General features: G+C 72.0%; 13 protein-coding genes. 9 read left to right on the top strand and 4 right to left on the bottom strand.

Translation table 11 applies throughout. From position 1 onward, the window contains the following. Positions 1–117: 117 nt before the first annotated feature. Positions 118–975: a hypothetical protein gene (locus NUT86_RS35470; RefSeq protein ID WP_159484803.1), complete on the bottom strand. Its 858-nt coding sequence runs from the start codon at positions 973–975 to the stop codon at positions 118–120. Between the two features lie 134 nt (positions 976–1,109). Here NUT86_RS35470 and NUT86_RS35465 point away from each other — a divergent pair, with 134 nt between their 5' ends. After that, entirely contained in the window at positions 1,110–2,075 is a 966-nt protein-coding gene (locus tag NUT86_RS35465; RefSeq protein WP_159484805.1) for an acetylxylan esterase, read from the top strand. 24 nt (positions 2,076–2,099) lie between these two features. On the opposite strand, the gene xylA is transcribed toward NUT86_RS35465, so the two are convergent. Beyond that, on the bottom strand, positions 2,100–3,263 hold the full coding sequence (xylA, locus tag NUT86_RS35460) for a xylose isomerase (protein ID WP_026169436.1): 1,164 nt from the start codon (positions 3,261–3,263) through the stop codon (positions 2,100–2,102). A 130-nt stretch (positions 3,264–3,393) separates the two neighbouring features. Here xylA and xylB point away from each other — a divergent pair, with 130 nt between their 5' ends. The 6 genes from xylB (at position 3,394) to NUT86_RS35430 (ending at position 11,528) form a co-directional block, all read left to right on the top strand. Continuing rightward, positions 3,394–4,824: a xylulokinase gene (gene xylB, locus NUT86_RS35455; RefSeq protein WP_274739452.1), complete on the top strand. Its 1,431-nt coding sequence runs from the start codon at positions 3,394–3,396 to the stop codon at positions 4,822–4,824. A gap of 64 nt (positions 4,825–4,888) precedes the next feature. Continuing rightward, the gene (locus NUT86_RS35450; protein ID WP_274739451.1) at positions 4,889–6,163 is read left to right on the top strand and encodes an ROK family transcriptional regulator; all 1,275 of its coding nucleotides are present in this window, start codon (positions 4,889–4,891) and stop codon (positions 6,161–6,163) included. Between the two features lie 162 nt (positions 6,164–6,325). Then, positions 6,326–7,738, top strand: coding sequence for a family 2B encapsulin nanocompartment shell protein (locus NUT86_RS35445; RefSeq protein WP_274739448.1), 1,413 nt, complete (start codon positions 6,326–6,328; stop codon positions 7,736–7,738). Between the two features lie 125 nt (positions 7,739–7,863). Further along, positions 7,864–9,279 carry a family 2B encapsulin nanocompartment shell protein gene (locus NUT86_RS35440; RefSeq protein WP_018088537.1) on the top strand — a complete coding sequence of 472 codons (1,416 nt, stop codon included), beginning with the start codon at positions 7,864–7,866 and terminating at the stop codon, positions 9,277–9,279. A 243-nt stretch (positions 9,280–9,522) separates the two neighbouring features. Beyond that, on the top strand, positions 9,523–10,161 hold the full coding sequence (locus NUT86_RS35435; protein WP_159484813.1) for an N-acetylmuramoyl-L-alanine amidase: 639 nt from the start codon (positions 9,523–9,525) through the stop codon (positions 10,159–10,161). A 152-nt stretch (positions 10,162–10,313) separates the two neighbouring features. Further along, positions 10,314–11,528 (top strand): phosphodiester glycosidase family protein, encoded by a 1,215-nt coding sequence (locus NUT86_RS35430; RefSeq protein ID WP_446750846.1) that lies wholly within the window; start codon positions 10,314–10,316, stop codon positions 11,526–11,528. Between the two features lie 36 nt (positions 11,529–11,564). Here the strand turns inward: NUT86_RS35430 and NUT86_RS35425 are convergent, their stop codons facing one another. Both NUT86_RS35425 and NUT86_RS35420 read right to left on the bottom strand, forming a co-directional pair. Next, complete coding sequence (locus NUT86_RS35425) at positions 11,565–12,746, bottom strand: MFS transporter (protein WP_274739443.1); 1,182 nt, start codon at positions 12,744–12,746, stop codon at positions 11,565–11,567. Continuing rightward, the gene (locus NUT86_RS35420) at positions 12,743–12,937 is read right to left on the bottom strand and encodes a hypothetical protein (RefSeq protein WP_018088533.1); all 195 of its coding nucleotides are present in this window, start codon (positions 12,935–12,937) and stop codon (positions 12,743–12,745) included. Before NUT86_RS35420 ends, NUT86_RS35425 begins: the two co-directional genes overlap by 4 nt. A 297-nt stretch (positions 12,938–13,234) precedes the next feature. On the opposite strand from NUT86_RS35420, the gene NUT86_RS35415 reads away from it, so the two are divergent. Together NUT86_RS35415 and lysX are read left to right on the top strand one after the other, a co-directional pair. Beyond that, positions 13,235–14,095, top strand: coding sequence for an Ig-like domain-containing protein (locus NUT86_RS35415; RefSeq protein ID WP_159484817.1), 861 nt, complete (start codon positions 13,235–13,237; stop codon positions 14,093–14,095). A 68-nt stretch (positions 14,096–14,163) separates the two neighbouring features. Then, complete coding sequence (gene lysX, locus NUT86_RS35410; RefSeq protein WP_274739440.1) at positions 14,164–17,481, top strand: bifunctional lysylphosphatidylglycerol synthetase/lysine--tRNA ligase LysX; 3,318 nt, start codon at positions 14,164–14,166, stop codon at positions 17,479–17,481. The last annotated feature ends 33 nt before the right edge of the window (positions 17,482–17,514 follow it).

The following is a 17,514-nucleotide window of genomic DNA, read 5'->3' as shown; positions in this document are numbered from 1 at the left end:
GCTGAGGCCTCGGGCACCGAGCTGCCGCAGTACGCGCGCCGACGGGGTGAGGGCGGAACGCCGCAAAGGTGGCGTTCCGCCCTCACCCCGTAGAGGTCCGCCGTCCTCCGCCTCGGTTCAGGACAGCGGCTTGGTGAGCTTCTTGGTCATGGTGCCGTTGCCCGCCAGGCTGCAGCTGATGGTCTTGATGCCGAGCTTGTAGCCATTGAGGTTGGGGTACTGGACGTAGGTGCCCTCGGCGGTGCCGGCGGGCTGCCGGGCCGCCTTGCGCTCCAGCTCGTTGCGGCACAGCGACGAGGCCTTGTCCTTGATGTCCGACTCGGTGGTGAGTCCGGACCCCAGACGGTGGGTGCTGACGACCTCGGCGTCGTGCGGGCCGTTGCAGGAGGCCTCGTCGTTGGTGCCGCCGCCGCCCGCCGGGCGGTCGTAGCAGTCGCCGACCTTCAGCAGATAGAAGGGGATCTTGCCGTTGGAGGGCGTCGGCAGGGAGCTCTCGAAGTCGCTGTCGGTGGGCGTCGCGGTGGGCGTCGGATCGCCGAAGGGCGTCGGGGACGCGCTCTCGGACGGGGTGGCGCTGGTGCTCGAACCGGACGGCTGGGCACGGTGGTTGCCGCTGTCGTCGCTGTTGCTCACGACGATGACGGTGATGACGGCGGCCAGTACGAGCACCCCGCCGCCGATGATCGCCGCAATGGTCTTGCCGTTGCCGCCACCGCCGGGCGGGCCGGGCGGCTGCTGCCAGCCGCCGGGGCCGCCGGGGCCGGGCGGGCCGAAGCCGCCCGCGGGCGGGCCGTAGCCGCCGGGGGCCTGGTGGCCACCCGGGGGCGGACCGTAGCCACCCGGGCCGTAGCCTCCCTGGCCCTGATCGCCCGGACCGTAAGCACCGGCCGGCGGGCCGAAGCCGCCCGGGGCGGGGTGGGGCGGCTGGTTCGGCTGATTCGGCTGGTTCGGCGGCGGAGGCGGAGGAAAGCTCATGGCGAAATGATTACTTCTTCACTCGGTTTTACGGGACTCGGTGACCAACCTGGAACAATTCACGTCTGAATTGTCCGGACCCTGGGCACCGTTGGCGACAGACAACAAGCCAGCCTACGGCTCGGAGGTTTTCCGTGTTCACCGACCTTCCCCTGGACGCGCTGCGCACCTACTGCCCACCGCGTCCCGAGCCGGCCGGTTTTGAGGCGTTCTGGCGGCGCACTCTCGTCGAGGCCCGTACCCATGACCTCGACGCGCGCTTCACCGAGATCGATGCGGGGCTCGCCCTGCTCCGCACCTATGACGTGACGTTCGCCGGGTTCGGCGGGCACCCCATCCGTGGCTGGTTCCTGCTCCCGCGCGCCGCCAACGGGCCGCTGCCCTGCATCGTCCAGTACCTCGGATACGGCGGTGGGCGGCTGCTGCCGCACGACTGGCTGCTGTGGCCGTCGGCGGGGTACGCCACCCTGGTCATGGACACCCGGGGCCAGAGCGGCCCCAACCGGCCCGGTGACACCCCCGATCCGGTCGCCTCCGGCAATCCGGGCGTACCCGGCAAGCTGACCCAGGGGCTGCTCGATCCCTACGGCTACTACTACCGGCGGCTGTTCACCGACGCGGTACGGGCCGTGGAGGCGGCGCGCGGACATCACGCGGTGCACACCGACCGGATCGTGGTCGCCGGCCACAGCCAGGGCGGTGCCGTGGCCCTGGCCATGACGGGCCTGGTCCCCGGTCTGGCCGGTGCGCTGATCGATGCGCCGTTCCTGACGCACATCCGCCGCGCGGTCGAGATCACCGATGTCGGCCCGTACGGCGAACTCACCCGCTACTTCGCGGGTGCGCGCGACCGGATCGACACCGCGCTGCTCACCCTGGACCACTTCGACGGCCTGAACTTCGCCGCCCGCGCCACCGCCCCGGCGCTCTTCGGCACGGCCCTGCGCGACGAAGTGGTGCCGCCGTCCACCGGTTTCGCCGCGTTCCATCACTACGCGGGCGAGAAGGAACTGAAGGTGTGGCGGTTCAACGCCCATGAGGGCGGCGGCGGTGAGCAGCGGGCCGCCGAGATCGCGTTCCTGCGCGGGCTCTTCGGGTGAGCGGACCGGCCCGGAGGCGGCCTCTCACACCGCCCCGAGCAGGTGCTCCAGCGCCAGCTGGTCCAGATGCTCGAAGGCCATCCCGCGGGCCGCCGCCGCCTCGACGTCGAAGGTCTCGTAGGCGGTGCCGTCGGCGAGCAGACCGGCCAGGCCGTCCTCGGCGGTGGGGCGGCCCAGCTGATCCAGGCGCGCGGCCTGCAGCGCGTCCTGGACGGCCGGGTCGGACCGGAAGGCCGCCGCGCGCTCCTTGAGGATCAGATAGTTGCGCATACAGCCGGCCGCCGAGGCCCAGACGCCGTCCAGGTCCTCGGTGCGCGGCGGTTTGAAGTCGAAGTGCCGCGGCCCGTCGTAGCCGGCCGTTTCCAGCAGGTCGACCAGCCAGAAGGCGGAGCGCAGATCCCCCGCTCCGAAGCGGAGGTCCTGGTCGTACTTGATCCCGCTCTGGCCGTTGAGGTCGATGTGGAAGAGCTTGTCCGCCCAGAGCGCCTGGGCGATGCCGTGCGGGAAGTTCAGCCCGGCCATCTGCTCGTGGCCGACCTCGGGGTTGACGCCGTAGAGCTCGGGGTGCTCCAGCCGCTCGATGAAGGCGAGGGCGTGGCCGACGGTGGGGAGGAGGATGTCGCCGCGCGGCTCGTTGGGCTTGGGTTCGAGGGCGAACCTCAGGTCGTAGCCCTGCTCGAGGACGTACTGGCCGAGGAGGTCGAAGGCCTCCTTCATCCGGTCCAGGGCGGCCCGTACGTCCTTGGCCGCGCCGGACTCCGCGCCTTCCCGGCCGCCCCACGCGACATAGGTGCGGGCGCCCAGCTCGGCGGCGAGGTCGATGTTGCGGAGCGTCTTGCGCAGGGCGTAGCGGCGGACGCCGCGGTCGTTGGCGGTGAAGGCGCCGTCCTTGAAGACGGGGTGGGTGAAGAGGTTGGTGGTGGCCATCGGGACGATCAGGCCGGTGGCGTCCAGCGCCTGCCGGAAGCGTTTGACGGCCGCCTCGCGCTCGATGTCGCCGGCGCCGAACGGGATCAGATCGTCGTCGTGGAAGGTGACGCCGTACGCGCCGAGGTCGGCGAGGCGGTGCACCGATTCCACGGGGTCCAGGGCGCGGCGGGTGGCGTCACCGAAGGGGTCACGGCCCTGCCAGCCGACGGTCCACAGGCCGAAGCTGAACTTGTCCCCGGGCACGGGCTGACGGCTCATCGTGACTCCCTCGATCATTTCGTCAAGGCGCTTTACAAATTATGCCGCGGCCAAACTAATATGCGACAGCACACCGGGGAACCCCCTGGACCGAGACCATGGACGACGGGCCGCCGAGGGAGAGTGCACGATGGGCGCACAGGCAGCGGGACCGCTGGTCGTCGGGGTGGACAGCTCCACACAGTCCACCAAGGCGCTGGTCGTGGACGCGGTGACCGGTGCGGTCATCGCCCGGGGCCAGGCGCCGCACACGGTCAGCGGCGGCGCCGGCAAGGAGAGCGACCCACGGCAGTGGTGGCAGGCACTGGGCGAGGCGCTGGCACAGTGCGGCGACGCGGCGCGGCAGGCCTCGGCGGTGTCCGTCGGCGGGCAGCAGCACGGGCTGGTCACCCTGGACGCGGCCGGTGCGCCGGTGCGTCCGGCCATGCTGTGGAACGACGTCCGGCCGGCGCCCCAGAGCGAGCGCCTGATCGCGGAGCGGGGCGGCGCGGCGGCCTGGGCGGACCGGGTCGGGAGCGTGCCGGGCCCGGCGTTCACGGTGGCCAAGTGGGCCTGGCTGAAGGCGAACGAGCCGGCCTCGGCCGCCGCCACCGCCGCGGTACGGCTCCCGCACGACTACCTCACCGAGCGGCTCACCGGCGAGGCCGTCACCGATCGCGGCGATGCGTCCGGGACCGGCTGGTGGGCGTCGTCCACCGAGTCCTACGACGCGGAGATCCTGGCGCACATCGGGCTGGACCCCGCGCTGCTCCCGCGGGTGGCGCTGCCGGGCGAGGCCGCCGGGACCGTACACGCCGGTCATCTGCCGCTGCCCAAGGGGGCGTTGGTGGCCGCCGGCACGGGGGACAACATGGCGGCCGCGCTCGGCCTGGGCCTGCGGCCCGGCCGGCCGGTGCTGAGCCTGGGCACCTCGGGGACGGTCTATGCGGTCTCCACCCACAGGCCCGCCGATCCGACCGGCACCGTGGCGGGCTTCGCCGATGCCCGCGGAGACTGGCTGCCGCTGGCCTGCACCCTCAACTGCACGCTCGCCGTGGACCGGGTGGCGGCGCTGCTCGGCCGCGACCGGGAGTCCGTGGAGGACGGGGGCGAGGTGGTGATGCTGCCGTTCCTCGACGGTGAGCGCACCCCGAATCTGCCCGGCGCCTCGGGTCTGGTGCACGGGTTGCGGCACGACACCACGGGCGGTCAGCTGCTCCAGGCCGCCTACGACGGCGCGGTGTTCACCCTGCTGCAGGCACTGGACCGGGTGCTGGACGCGGACGCCGCGCCCGATGCGCCGCTGCTGCTGATCGGCGGCGGAGCGCGGGGCCGGGCCTGGCGGGAGACCGTGCGCCGGCTGTCGGGCCGCCCGGTGGTGGTGCCCGAGGCGCGGGAGCTGGTGGCGCTCGGGGCGGCGGCGCAGGCGGCCGGGCTGCTGCTGGAGGAGGATCCGGCGGCGGTGGCCCGCCGTTGGGAGACGGCGCGCGGCGCGGAGTACGAGGCGCGGCCGCGGGACGAGGCCGCCTGGGAGCGGCTGACGGCGACCCTCGCCGACGGCGCGCCGCTGCTACGGCGGTGACCGCGCCCCCGAAGCCGTGGACCAGGAGGGACACCGGCTCCCGCCCGCACCCGGAGGAGGCCCTGTGACCGCGTCCGGCGGCGACACCCAGCACGGCATCCGGCGGCGCAATCTGGCCCGGGTGCTGCGGACCGTGGCCGGGCACGGTCCGCTCTCCCGGGCCGCGGTCGCGGCACGCATCGGGCTGACCCGGGCGGGGGTGGCCCCGCTCGTCGACGAGCTGCTGCGGGCCGGGCTGCTGGTCGAGACGGGGCGGGCGGCGACCGGCGGCCGGGGCAGGCCGGGCAGTGAACTGGCGGTCAGCGACCGCGGCCCGGCCGGGATAGGGGCCGAGATAGGCGTCGACCATCTGGCGGTGTGCGCCGTCGATCTGCGCGGGCGGGTCCGGGCCCGGGTGGCGGCCGACGCGGCGAACCGGCACCGCGCTCCCGGGCCGGTGCTGCGGCACCTGTCCGCCCTGCTCGCCGAGGTGACCGCGGAGATCGCCGCCGAGGGGCTGCGGCCGGCCGGGCTGACGGTCGCGGTGCCCGGTCTGGTGGCCCGTGACGCGACGACCGTGGTGCACGCCCCCAACCTCGGCTGGCGGGCGGCCGATCTCGCACCGGGGCTCGCCGGGGCAACGGCCCCGGAGGAGGGCTCCTTCGCCATCCCGCTGACCGTCGAGAACGAGGCCAACCTCGGCGCGCTGGCCGAACTCCGGCTGGGCGGGGACGCCGGCCGGCCGGCCCCGCCGCCGGACTTCGTGCATGTGTCGGCGGAGATCGGGATCGGCGCCGCGGTCGTCGTGGACGGTCAACTACTGCGGGGCGCCCGGGGGTTCGCCGGTGAGCTGGGGCATGTGCCGGTGTATCCGGACGGCCCGCCGTGCGACTGCGGCGGGCGTGGCTGTCTGGAGCAGTACGCGGGGGAACAGGCCGTGCTGCGGGCGGGCGGGCTCACCCCCGAGCGGGCGGCGGCCCATCCGGGGCCGGGTGCCCGTATCGGTCTGCTGGCGCGCCGTGCCGCCGACGGGGACGCCGCCGTCGTCCACGCCCTGCACGAGGCGGGGACGGCGCTGGGCATCGCGCTCGCCGGGGCGGTGAATCTGCTCGATCCGCAGGCGGTGGTCCTCGGGGGTGCGCTGGCCGGGCTGGCGCCCTGGGTCCTGCCGTCCCTGGAGCGGGAGTTGGCGCTGCGGACGGCCGTCACGGCGGAGGACGGGCGGGCCGGCGGGCCAGGGGTGAGGGTGTCGCGGCTGGGCGCCGACGGACCGCTGCTCGGGGCGGCGCACGCCGCGCTCCAGGGCGTCCTGGACGACCCCCTCCATTCCTGCGCCCCGGCACACTCTCCCCGGAATTGAGCCCGCTAAACCTTTCCATGGAGCGGGAATTCCATGCCACCCAATCGAGCGATTGTGCCGATAAAAACAGCACCACTACCTTCGGTTCGGCGGGTTGCCGCGGGACTGCCTTGAAACGGGGTTTCGGGGCGGCCGCACAGCACCCTCGAAGAGATAGGTGGCATGGTGACGATTGCCGACGAATCGCTGCACGGCAGCGCGGAAGACGCCCAGAATTCCAGCCTGAGTACCACCGCGGCACGGAATTTGGCGACCACCACCAAAACCGCACCGCAGATGCAGGGCATCACTTCCCGGTGGCTGCTGCGGCTGCTGCCCTGGGTGCAGGTGTCCGGTGGCACCTATCGCGTGAACCGCCGGCTGAGCTACACCCTCGGCGACGGGCGCATCGATTTCGACACCAGCGGCAGCGATGTGGCGATCATTCCGGACGAGCTGCGCGAGCTGCCCGCGCTGCGGGAGTTCACCGATACCGAGGTGCTGGCGGCCCTCGGCGACCGCTTCACCCAGCAGGAATACGCGCCCGGTGAACTGATCACCGAGGCCGGCGGGCCGGGCGACCGGCTGGTGTTGCTCGTACACGGCCGGGTGGACCGTATCGGCACCGGCAAATACGGCGAGGACGCGGTGCTCGAAGCGCTGGCCGGCGGGGATCACCTCGGCGACGAGCCGCTCACCGACCCCGAGGCGACCTGGGGGTTCAGCTATCGCGCGGTGACCCGGGTGACCGTCATGACGCTGTCCCGGCAGGCCGCGCAGGAGGTCATCGACCGCTCCCCCGGGCTGCGCGAGCATCTGGCGACGGCCCGTCAGGGCTCTGCGCAGCCGATGAACGCGAGTGGGGAATCGGCGGTCTCGGTCGCCTCGGGGCACCATGGCGAGCCGTCCCTCCCCGGCACCTTCGTCGACTACGACCTGACGCCCCGGGAGTACGAACTCAGCGTGGCGCAGACGGTGCTGCGCACCCACAGCCGGGTCGGCGACCTCTACAGCGACCCGATGAACCAGGTCGAGGAGCAGCTCAAGCTGACCGTCCAGGCGCTGCGGGAGCGCCAGGAACACGAGATGATCAACAACCCCGAGTTCGGGCTGCTGCACCACGCCGACCTCAAGCAGCGCATCCACACCCGTACCGGCCCGCCCACCCCCGACGACCTCGACGATCTGCTCGCGACGGTCTGGAAGGACCCGGGCTTCCTGCTCGCCCATCCCCTGACGATCGCCGCCATCGGGCGGGAGTGCAGCGCCCGCGGGCTGTATCCGACCGCGGTTGATTTCATGGGTCATTCGCTGCCCTCCTGGCGCGGGGTGCCGATTTTCCCGTGCAACAAGATTCCGGTGACGAAGGAGCGGACGAGTTCCGTTCTGCTGCTGCGCACCGGCGAGGAAAAGCAGGGCGTCGTCGGCCTGCACCAGACCGGAATTCCCGATGAATACGAGCCGGGCCTTTCGGTGCGTTATATGGGTCTGGACGACCGGGCGGTCATCAAGTATCTGGTCAGCGCCTATTATTCGGCGGCCATTTTGGTGCCCGATGCGCTGGGTGTTCTCGACGACGTACAGATCGGCCACTGAACGACTCCCGGCAGAAAACCGGCGCGCCCCGGGGAGCGGCAGTTCTCGCCGCCCTGACGCGCGGGCATTTCTCCGTACCGCACCGGTCTACGCACAGCACAGACAAGAACAGGTGAGCCTTCCTCATGACCACATCGGTGGACCCGACGTCCGGCCCGCAGGAGTCCGCGAGCGAGCAGATCCGCTCCAGCCTGGACACCGCGGCAGCGCGCAAGCTGGCGACCACGACCAAGACCGTGCCGCAGATGCAGGGGATCTCCTCCCGCTGGCTGCTGCGCATCCTGCCCTGGACCCAGGTCTCCGGCGGTGCGTACCGCGTCAACCGCCGGCTTACCCACACCCTCGGTGACGGCCGGGTGGAATTCGTTTCGACCGGCTCCGAAGTCCGGGTGATCCCGGCGGAGTTGCGCGAGCTGGCGCCGCTGCGCGGCTACGCCGACACCGCGACGCTGGAGGCGCTGGCGGACCGCTTCGTCCAGCGGGAGTTCGCGCCCGGTGATGTGCTGGCCCGGGCGGGCGGACCGACGGACCGGATCGTGCTGATCGCGCACGGCAAGCTCGACCGTATCGGCGCCGGCAAGTACGGCGACGAGACCGTGCTGGGGGTGCTGGCCGACGGGGACGCGATCGGTGCGGCGGCGCTGCTGACCGCGGACGCGGAGTGGGAGCACTCCGTACGTGCGGTGACCCGGGTGACCGCGCTGACCCTGTACCGCAGCGACCTGGAGGAGGTACTGGGCCGGTCGGAGTCGCTGCGCGGCCACCTCGCGGAGGTCGGTGCGGCGCTGGTGCCGGCGCAGAACAAGCACGGTGAGGCGGCCATCGAGCTGGCCGCGGGCCATGTCGGCGAACCGGCCCTGCCGGGCACCTTCGCCGACTACGAACTGGCGCCGCGGGAGTATGAACTCAGCGTGGCCCAGACGGTGTTGAAGGTGCATTCGCGGGTCGCCGATCTCTACAACGACCCGATGAACCAGCTGGACCAGCAGCTGCGACTGACCGTGGAGGCGCTACGGGAGCGCCAGGAGCACGAGATGGTCAACAACCCCGAGTTCGGGCTGCTGCACAACGCCGACCTCAAGCAGCGCATCCACACCCGCAGCGGTCCGCCCACCCCCGACGATCTGGACGAGCTGATCTCCCGGCGCCGCAAGACCCAGTTCCTGCTGGCGCATCCGCGGACGATCGCGGCCATCGGCCGGGAGTGGAACGCCCGGGGCATCTATCCGACCACCGCGGAGTGCGAGGGCACCGCGGTCCGCGCCTGGCGGGGCATTCCGCTGCTGCCCTGCAACAAGATCCCGATCACCCCGGACCAGACCAGCTCGATCCTGGCGCTGCGGGTCGGCGAGGAGAACCAGGGCGTGGTCGGGCTGCACCAGACCGGCATCCCGGACGAGTACCGGCCCGGTCTGTCGGTGCGCTTCATGGGCATCAATGACCAGGCGGTCATCAATTACCTGGTCAGCGCCTACTATTCGGCGGCGGTACTGGTGCCGGACGCGCTGGGCATTCTGGAGGACGTCGAGATCGGTCACTGACCGGCGGGTCCACGGGCCCCGGGTGCCGCGCCCACGAGCGGCCGTCAGCGCCGTCGGCGTGGCACCCGAGTGACGTCCGATCAGGTATCTCGCCACTCCTGACCTGCGCCGTTCCGCCTTTGGTCAAGCCATTGGCAGAACGGCCATTCCCTTGGCAGGGCGTGCCCTGTTGCGCATCATGAACGCACCGCATGTGCGTGACATGTACGCGACCACCCCCCTCGGTCCTTGTCAGGAGTTCACATGGAGCCCGCCCCCCACCGCCCGGCCCGCCGTCGCCTGCTGACCGGTGCGGCCGCGCTCGCCGCGTCCGCCGCACTCACCCCCCTCACCTCGGCCACCGCCGGTGCCGCCGCGCACCGGCGGACACCACCCGGCGGTACCTACCCCCCGGTCGAATGGATTCCGGCGAGCCCGGGCAACTTCACCACCGCCAAACGCCCGACGCAGTATCCGATCGAGACGGTCGTGGTGCATGTGACCCAGGAGACCTACGCGGACACCCTCAAGCTGTTCCAGGACCCGGCGCACAAGGCGGCCGCGCACTATGTCGTACGGTCCGCCGACGGCTATATCGCCCGGTGCGTACGCGAGCGGGACGTCGCCTGGCACGCCGGGAACTGGAACTACAACACCCGCAGCATCGGCATCGAGCACGAGGGCTGGATCGATGACCCGACGTGGTTCACCGACCCGCTCTACGAGCAGTCCGCGCTGCTCACCGCCGCCATCTGTGACCGGTACCGGATTCCCAAGGACCGGGAGCACATCATCGGCCATGTCGAGGTCCCCGGCACCGACCACACCGACCCCGGTGAGTTCTGGGACTGGGCCCGCTATCTGCAGCTGGTCAACGAGGTCTCCTGGCAGCACGCCGGATGAACACGGCCCGCGACGAGGACGGCGGCCGGCGACACGGCGGCCGTTCCGCGGGTGTACCGATTCATGACATCTCCAGGCCATAGTGAGCGTCTTCGGCACCTGGGACAGTTGGCGTGACGTCAGGGGGGATCGTGAAACGGCGATTCGGTCGAGTGCGCGCGGTGCTGACGGTGCTCATGGCCTGGGGTGTGCTGGCCGGCGGCGGGGTGGCGGCCGGGGCGCCGGCCACCGCCGCGGGCGCGGGCCTCCACCGCTCCGGTGCCGCGTCGGTGGCACCCGGTGTGGCCTACGGCGAATTCCGGATGACACTGCCGCGCGGCACCGTGCACGGGCATCTGCTGACCGTCGATCTGGCCGATCCGCGGGTCTCGGTGGATCTGCTGTATCCGGGGGCGGTCGGCGCACGGTCGCCGGTCTCCCAACTGGCCGCGGAGCGCCGGGCGGTGGGGGCGGTCAACGGTGACTTCTTCAATATCACCGAGACCCAGCACCCGGGTGTGCAGGCGACCGGCGCCTCGGTCGGTCCGGCGGTGGCCTCGGGGTGGCAGCTGAAGGGCGCGGTGCCCGACGGGCAGCGGTTCGGGCCGGTCATGCCGCCCGGCGCGACCACCGAGGACGTCCTCGGCGTCGGCTACGACCGCCGCGCCCGGCTGGACCGGCTGACGCTGCGCGGTGCGGTGCTGACCGGCGAGGGGACGCTGCCGCTGCGCGGACTGAACCAGTACGCGCTGCCGGTCGGCGGGATCGGCGCGTACACCCCGCAGTGGGGTCCGGCGTCCCGGGTGCGCGCCACCTGCGGTACGGACACCGACCGGGCGGCGCCGTGCAGTGCGGAGACCGCGGAGGTGACGGTCCGGCACGGCCGGGTGACGGCGGTCGGGGACGTGCCGGGCGCCGGCGGGGTGGCCGTGGGCAGTGTGGTGCTGGTGGGCCGGGAGGAAGGGGCGCGGCGGCTGCGCACGCTGCGGATCGGTGAGCCGGTGAGCATCAGCTCGTACCTCGTCGGCCGGGGGCACGGCCGGCTGCGCTGCGCGGTGGGCGGCTTCCCGATCGTGCGGGACGGCGCTCCGGTGGCTGGTCTGGACACGATCGCGGTGGCGGTGCGCACTTCCGCGGGGATCGGGGCGGGCGGCCGGTTGCTGTATCTCATGGCGCTGGACGGGGCACCGGGCCAGACCGGCCTGACGGTGCGTGAACTGGCGGACCTCATGGCGCAGTTGGGTGCGCGGGACGCGATGGATCTGGACGGCGGCGGGTCGTCGACCCTGGTCACCGGTGACGCGTACGGGGCCACGGTCCGCAACCATCCGTCGGGGGGCGCGGAGCGGCCGGTGCCCAATGCGCTCGGGGTGTTCTCCGCCGGGTGAGGCCCGGGGCCGCCGCCGGTCAGGGCCCGCCGCCGGTCAGGACCCGCCGGCGGGCGCGGCGCCCGCGGTGCGCATCCGGGCCAGGGCGTAGACACCGCCTGCCAGCGCCAGGTCGGAGAGCAGCAGAAAGCCGAGGGAGTAGGTGCCCTTGCCGCGGTGGACCGCGCCCAGGACGAGCGCGGGCAGAAAGCCGCCGAGGCCGCCGGCCGCACCGACGATGCCGGCCGCGCCGCCGATCCGCTCCTGGGGCGTCACCCGCGCCACCAGCGCGACGACCGCGCCGGCGGCCGCGCCCAGGCCGGCCGCCATGACCAGGAGGTCGACGGCGCCCATCGGGTTCAGCGCCGGGTCGAAGGCCTGGATGATCGCGCACAGGGCGGCCGCGCCCAGCGACCAGGCGGTGACGACGGCCGGGTGGACCCGGTCAGCGCACCAGCCGCCGAGGGGCCGGAAGACGGCGGCGACCAGGACACAGCCGGCCGCCCCGGTGCCCGCTTCGGTGACACCGAGGTGGTACCAGGTCCGCAGATAGACCGGCAGATAGACGCCCGCCGCGACGATGCCGCCGAAGGCGATCGCGTACAGCGCGGCCGGCTCCCAGGTGCCCCGCAGCCGCCCGGCCCGGGATGGCCGGGCGGCCGCCGAGGTCCGCGGAAGGTGTTGGTCCGGATGGTCGCTGATCATCAGGGCGCCGAGGAAGGCGAAGAGGGCGAGCGCCGTGGCGACGACGAGATAGGGCAGGTTCTCGTCGTAGTGGTGGATGCGCGGGGTCAGATAGCCGGAGAGGGCGATACCGGCCGTGCCCGTCCCGAGGACGCCCAGTGCCAGGCCCCTCCTGCGGGGCGGGAACCAGGCGTTGACGAGGGGGACGCCGATGGCGAACGTCGTGCCGCCCAGCCCGAGCAGAAAACCCACCGCGAGCAGCATGGCGAAGGACTGCCTGGCGGGGATGAGCAGCAGCACCGGCACGATGGTGAGGCCCGAGACCAGCGGGAACATCACCCTGGCGCCGAAGCGGTCGGTGAGCGCGCCGACCGGCACCCCGCCCAGCGAGCCGACCAGCAGCGGCGCCGCCACCAGCGCCGCGGTCTCGGTGCCGGTCAGGCTCAGGCCGGTCCTGAAGGTGTGACTCAGAGGGGGGAGCAGGTTCCAGGCCCAGAAGGTGACCGCACAACCGGTGGTGGCGAGGATGAGGTTCCGGTAGGCCGCCACCGTCACGGACGCAGACTGCTCACCACATCGGCGGCGCCGGACAGCCCTTGGTGGATGTCCGGAGCGAGGCTGCTGCTCGCCAGATAGAAACCGAGCAGCGCGCACACCAGGGCGTGCGAGAACTTGAGCTTGCCGCTGCGCAGGAAGATCACGGTCAGGACCACCAGCAGCAGTACGACCGAGATGGAAATAGCCATGGGACGCACACCTCCTCAACCGCCGCCCGAACGGGCGGCAAGGGGTGGCCAGTTTGGCGTATTTCAGGCTATGTCCGGTTCTCGTGCGGGTGCTCCGATCGGGTGATCACTGCGGGTCACGGACGGGCGGCGCGGGCCGGCGGCCGGGCGCCGGAGAACGGCGGCGGCGCGGGCCGGACGACCCACCCGGCCACTGTGGCGTGGATCACGTCACTCCCTGCAACGGAGTGTGGCGATCTGGCGTCTTAGCGGCCGACACCGCCGCCCTCCCCCCACTCGCAGACGGAAAGCCCCCAGATGAGCCGCTCCCCCTTCCCCCGCCGCCGGCCGACCCGGCCCCCGCGCGTCGCGCTCGCCGTGGTCACGGTGGTCGGCGCGGGCGCGCTCAGCGCCTGCGCGGGCTTCGCGGCGCCGGCGCCCGTGGGTGACCCGGTGAAGGTGGCGCTGGCGGCGGCCGGCGGCACCAGGACCGTGCAGGCCGGCGACAAGCTCAAAGTGACCGCGGAGGGCGGCGTACTGACCGAGGTGACGGTCACCGACCCCAGGGGGCGGCGACTGCCCGGCGGACTCGGGAGCGGCGGGACCGTCTGGACCTCCAGCGCCAAGATCGCCCCGGCCACCAAGTACTCCGTCGTCGCCAGGACCAAGAGCGCCGAGGGCGGTGTCGGCGCGGCCAAGGAGTCGCTCACCACCGCGAGGGCGGCCCGGCTGAACACCCTGGTGCTCGACCCCGGCGTACAGGACAGCGTGGTCGCCGTCGACCGGCTGCTCACGCTCACCTTCGACCAGCCGGTGACCGACCGGGCCGCGGTGGAGCGCCACCTGAGCGTCACCACCAACAGCCGGACGACCGGTTCCTGGGACTGGGCGAAGGACCGCAACGGCATGGACCAGGTGACCTGGCGGGCCGCCCAGCACTGGAAACCGGGTACCGAGGTCACGTTGCGGGCGGAACTCGACGGGGTGGACTCCGGCGGCGGCCGCTTCTTCACCGGCGACTATGACCTGAACTTCACCATCAGCCGGAGTTGCACCGACTCGGACATGGGACGGGTTTGTGGCAAGGTCCACGTGGGTGACCCCGCCGGGGTCACCGCATCCTCCGTACGAGGGAAAGACGACCACACCACCGGGATCGGAGACTGGAATGACGGCTGATCCCCGTGGCACAGAAACAGCGCCCCCGTGTCGAGCAGCTGACCCCTTTCAGAGCCTAATGTGACGGAATGAGCACCGTGCAGGACCAGGATCAACTCACGGGGTGGCGGCGCTTCCGGCGCCGTGTCCCCAATGGCTTCGCCATCATCTTCAGCGTATTGGGGCTCTTTTGTGCCCTGACGGCGCTGATCGGGCCGCTCCGGCGCGGACTCCACCCGGTGATCTACTGGCTGGACACCCTCACCATCCCGGTGGCACCGAACTTCGCCTATGCGGCGTTCCTCTTCCTCCTGGGCGCGGCGATGACCGCCCGGAAACGCGTGGCGCTGTGGTTCGTGGTGGCCTACATGGTGCTGGTCACCCTGGCCGACGCGCTCTTCCTGGCCCACGGGTACTGGGAGTTCGCGTTCTCGCTGGTGCTGTGTGCGGCGGCGCTGGTGCTGCTGCTCGTCTCGCACCGCGAGTTCTACGCGATCACCCGGCGGGGCGCGTTCCTGCGCGCGATCCTGGTGCTGGCCGGCGGACTCGTGGCCGCGGTGCTGATCGGCTGGGGACTGGTGTCGCTGGCCCCCGGCACGCTGGAGCCCGGCGCCGCCAACCGGCTGCTGTGGACGGCCAACCGCGTCTGCGGCGGGCTGGTCGGCGGTCATATCGTCGAGGGCCATCCGCCGCACTGGATCAGCGCCGTCCTCGGCCTGCTCGGTGCGCTGGCACTGCTCAACGCCGCGGCCACGCTGTTCCGTTCGCAGCGGATGGAGGCCGCGCTGCACGGCGACGAGGAGGCCCGCATCCGGGCACTGCTCGACCGCTACGGCAGCCAGGACTCGCTCGGCTACTTCGCCAGCCGCCGCGACAAGGCCGTGGTCTTCTCCCCCAGCGGCAAGGCCGCCGTCACCTACCGCGTCGAGGCCGGTGTCTGCCTGGCCAGTGGTGACCCGGTCGGTGACCGTGAGGCGTGGACGCAGGCCATCGAGGCATGGCTGGAGGTCGCCGGCCGGTACGGCTGGCAGCCCGCCGTCATGGGCGCGAGCGAGAGCGGCGCCAAGGCGTTCGCCCGCAGCGGCCTCGGGGCGCTGCAGCTCGGCGACGAGGCGATCCTGCATGTGAAGGACTTCGACCTGGACGGCCGGGAGATGCGGGTCACCCGCCAGGCCGTCAACCGCGTCGAGCGGACCGGTGCGACCTTCCGCGTACGGCGCCACTCCGCGCTGACCGACGAGGAGATGCAGGAAGTCATCCACCGGGCCGACGCCTGGCGGGACACCGAGACCGAACGCGGCTTCTCGATGGCGCTGGACCGGCTGGGCGACCCGGAGGACGGGGACTGCCTGCTGGCCGAGGCGTTCGACGGCGACGGCAACATGATCGCGCTGCTGTCCTTCGTGCCGTGGGGCAAGGACGGCATCTCGCTGGACGTCATGCGCCGTGACCGCTCCGCGCCCAACGGCGTCATGGAGTTCATGGTGGCCCGGCTGTGCGCCCAGGCGGGCTCGATGGGCGTACGGCGGATCTCGCTGAACTTCGCGGTGTTCCGGTCCGCCTTCGAGGAGGGCGCCCGGATCGGTGCCGGTCCGGTGCTGAAGTTCTGGCGCCGGCTGCTGCTGTTCTTCTCCAAGTGGTGGCAGCTGGAGGCGCTCTACCGCTCCAACGCGAAGTACAACCCGGAGTGGTATCCGCGGTTCCTGTGCTACGCGGACGCCGGTGCGCTGGCCCGTATCGGTCTGGCCTCCGGTATCGCCGAGGGCTTCGTGGCCGTGCCGAGCCTGGGCAAGCTGTGGGGCAAGGGGCACAAGAAGCGGGTGCTGGCCCCGGCCAGCACCGCGGGCCTGCCGTCGCTGGACGAACTCGGCCTGGTGCAGACCGCCCCGGCCACCGAGGAGGAGCGCCACGAGCAGGAGCTGGCCGCGCTGCCCGAGCAGGTGCGGGTGCGCCACCGCAAGCTGGAGCGGCTGCGGGAGGCCGGCACCGACCCGTATCCGGTGGGCGTGCAGCGGACGCACACCCTCGGTCAGGTCCGCGACGAGTATCCGGACCTGACGCCCGGCACGCGCAGCGGCAAGTCCGTCAGCGTCGCCGGACGGGTGCTGCTCACCCGTGACCACGGCGGAGTGCTCTTCGCGGTGCTGCGCGACTGGTCGGGCGATCTCCAGGTCGCGCTGACCCGGGACGGCAGCGGCAAGGAGCTGCTGGACCGCTTCGGCTCGGACATCGACCTCGGTGACCATGTCGAGGCGGAGGGCGAGGTCGGCACCAGCGACCGCGGTGAACTGACCGTGTTCGTCACCCGGTGGCGGCTGACCGCCAAGTGCCTGCGGCCGCTGCCCGACAAGCGGCGCGGTCTGTCCGACCCGGAGGCCAAGGTCCGCCAGCGGTATGTGGACCTGGTCGTCTCGACGGACGCGCGGGAGAACGTACGGGCGCGCAGCACGGCCGTGCAGGCGCTGCGCCAGGGGCTGATCGACCGGGGTTACCTGGAGGTCGAGACGCCGATGCTGCAGCAGATCCACGGCGGCGCCAACGCCCGCCCGTTCCACACCCATATCAACGCCTACGACCTCGATCTGTATCTGCGGATCGCGCCGGAGCTGTATCTCAAGCGGCTGTGCGTGGGCGGTATGGAGAAGGTCTTCGAGATGGGGCGGACGTTCCGCAACGAGGGCATCTCCTACAAGCACAACCCCGAGTTCACGATGCTGGAGGCGTACCAGGCGTTCGCCGACTACGACGTGATGCTCGATCTGACCCGGGAGCTGATCCAGGGCGCGGCGATCGCCGCGTTCGGCACCGCCACCGCCCGTAAGGCGGATGCGAGCGGCCGCCTGGTGGAGCACGACATCTCGGGTATCTGGCCGGTCAAGACGGTCTACGGCGCGATCTCCGAGGCACTCGGCGAGGAGGTCGACGCGGACACCGCGCCGGACCGGCTGCGCCGGCTGTGCCATGCCTCGGCGGTGCCGGTGAAGCCGGAGATGGGCCGCGGCGACATCGTGCTGGAGATGTATGAGCGCCTGGTGGAGGAGAAGACCCAGCTCCCGACGTTCTACAAGGACTTCCCCACCGATGTGTCGCCGCTGACCCGGCAGCACCGCAAGGACCCGCGGCTGGCCGAGCGCTGGGACCTGGTCGCGTTCGGCACCGAGCTGGGCACCGCCTACTCGGAGCTGACCGACCCGGTCGAGCAGCGCCGGCGGCTCACCGCGCAGTCGCTGCTGGCGGCCGGCGGTGACCCGGAGGCGATGGAGCTGGACGAGGACTTCCTGCAGGCCCTTGAGTACGCGATGCCGCCGACCGGTGGTCTGGGCATCGGCGTGGACCGGCTGGTGATGTTCCTGACGGGTCTGTCGATCCGCGAGACCCTGCCGTTCCCGCTGGTGCGGCGCCGCTGACGGCGGTCGCCCCCGAGCAGCACCGTCTCGCCC

The sequence above is a fragment of the Streptomyces sp. G7(2002) genome (assembly GCF_028870195.1).
Classification (GTDB): domain Bacteria; phylum Actinomycetota; class Actinomycetes; order Streptomycetales; family Streptomycetaceae; genus Streptomyces; species Streptomyces nigrescens.
The sequence above is the reverse complement of the archived record's forward strand: the minus strand, read 5'-3'. Positions and strand labels throughout refer to the sequence as shown.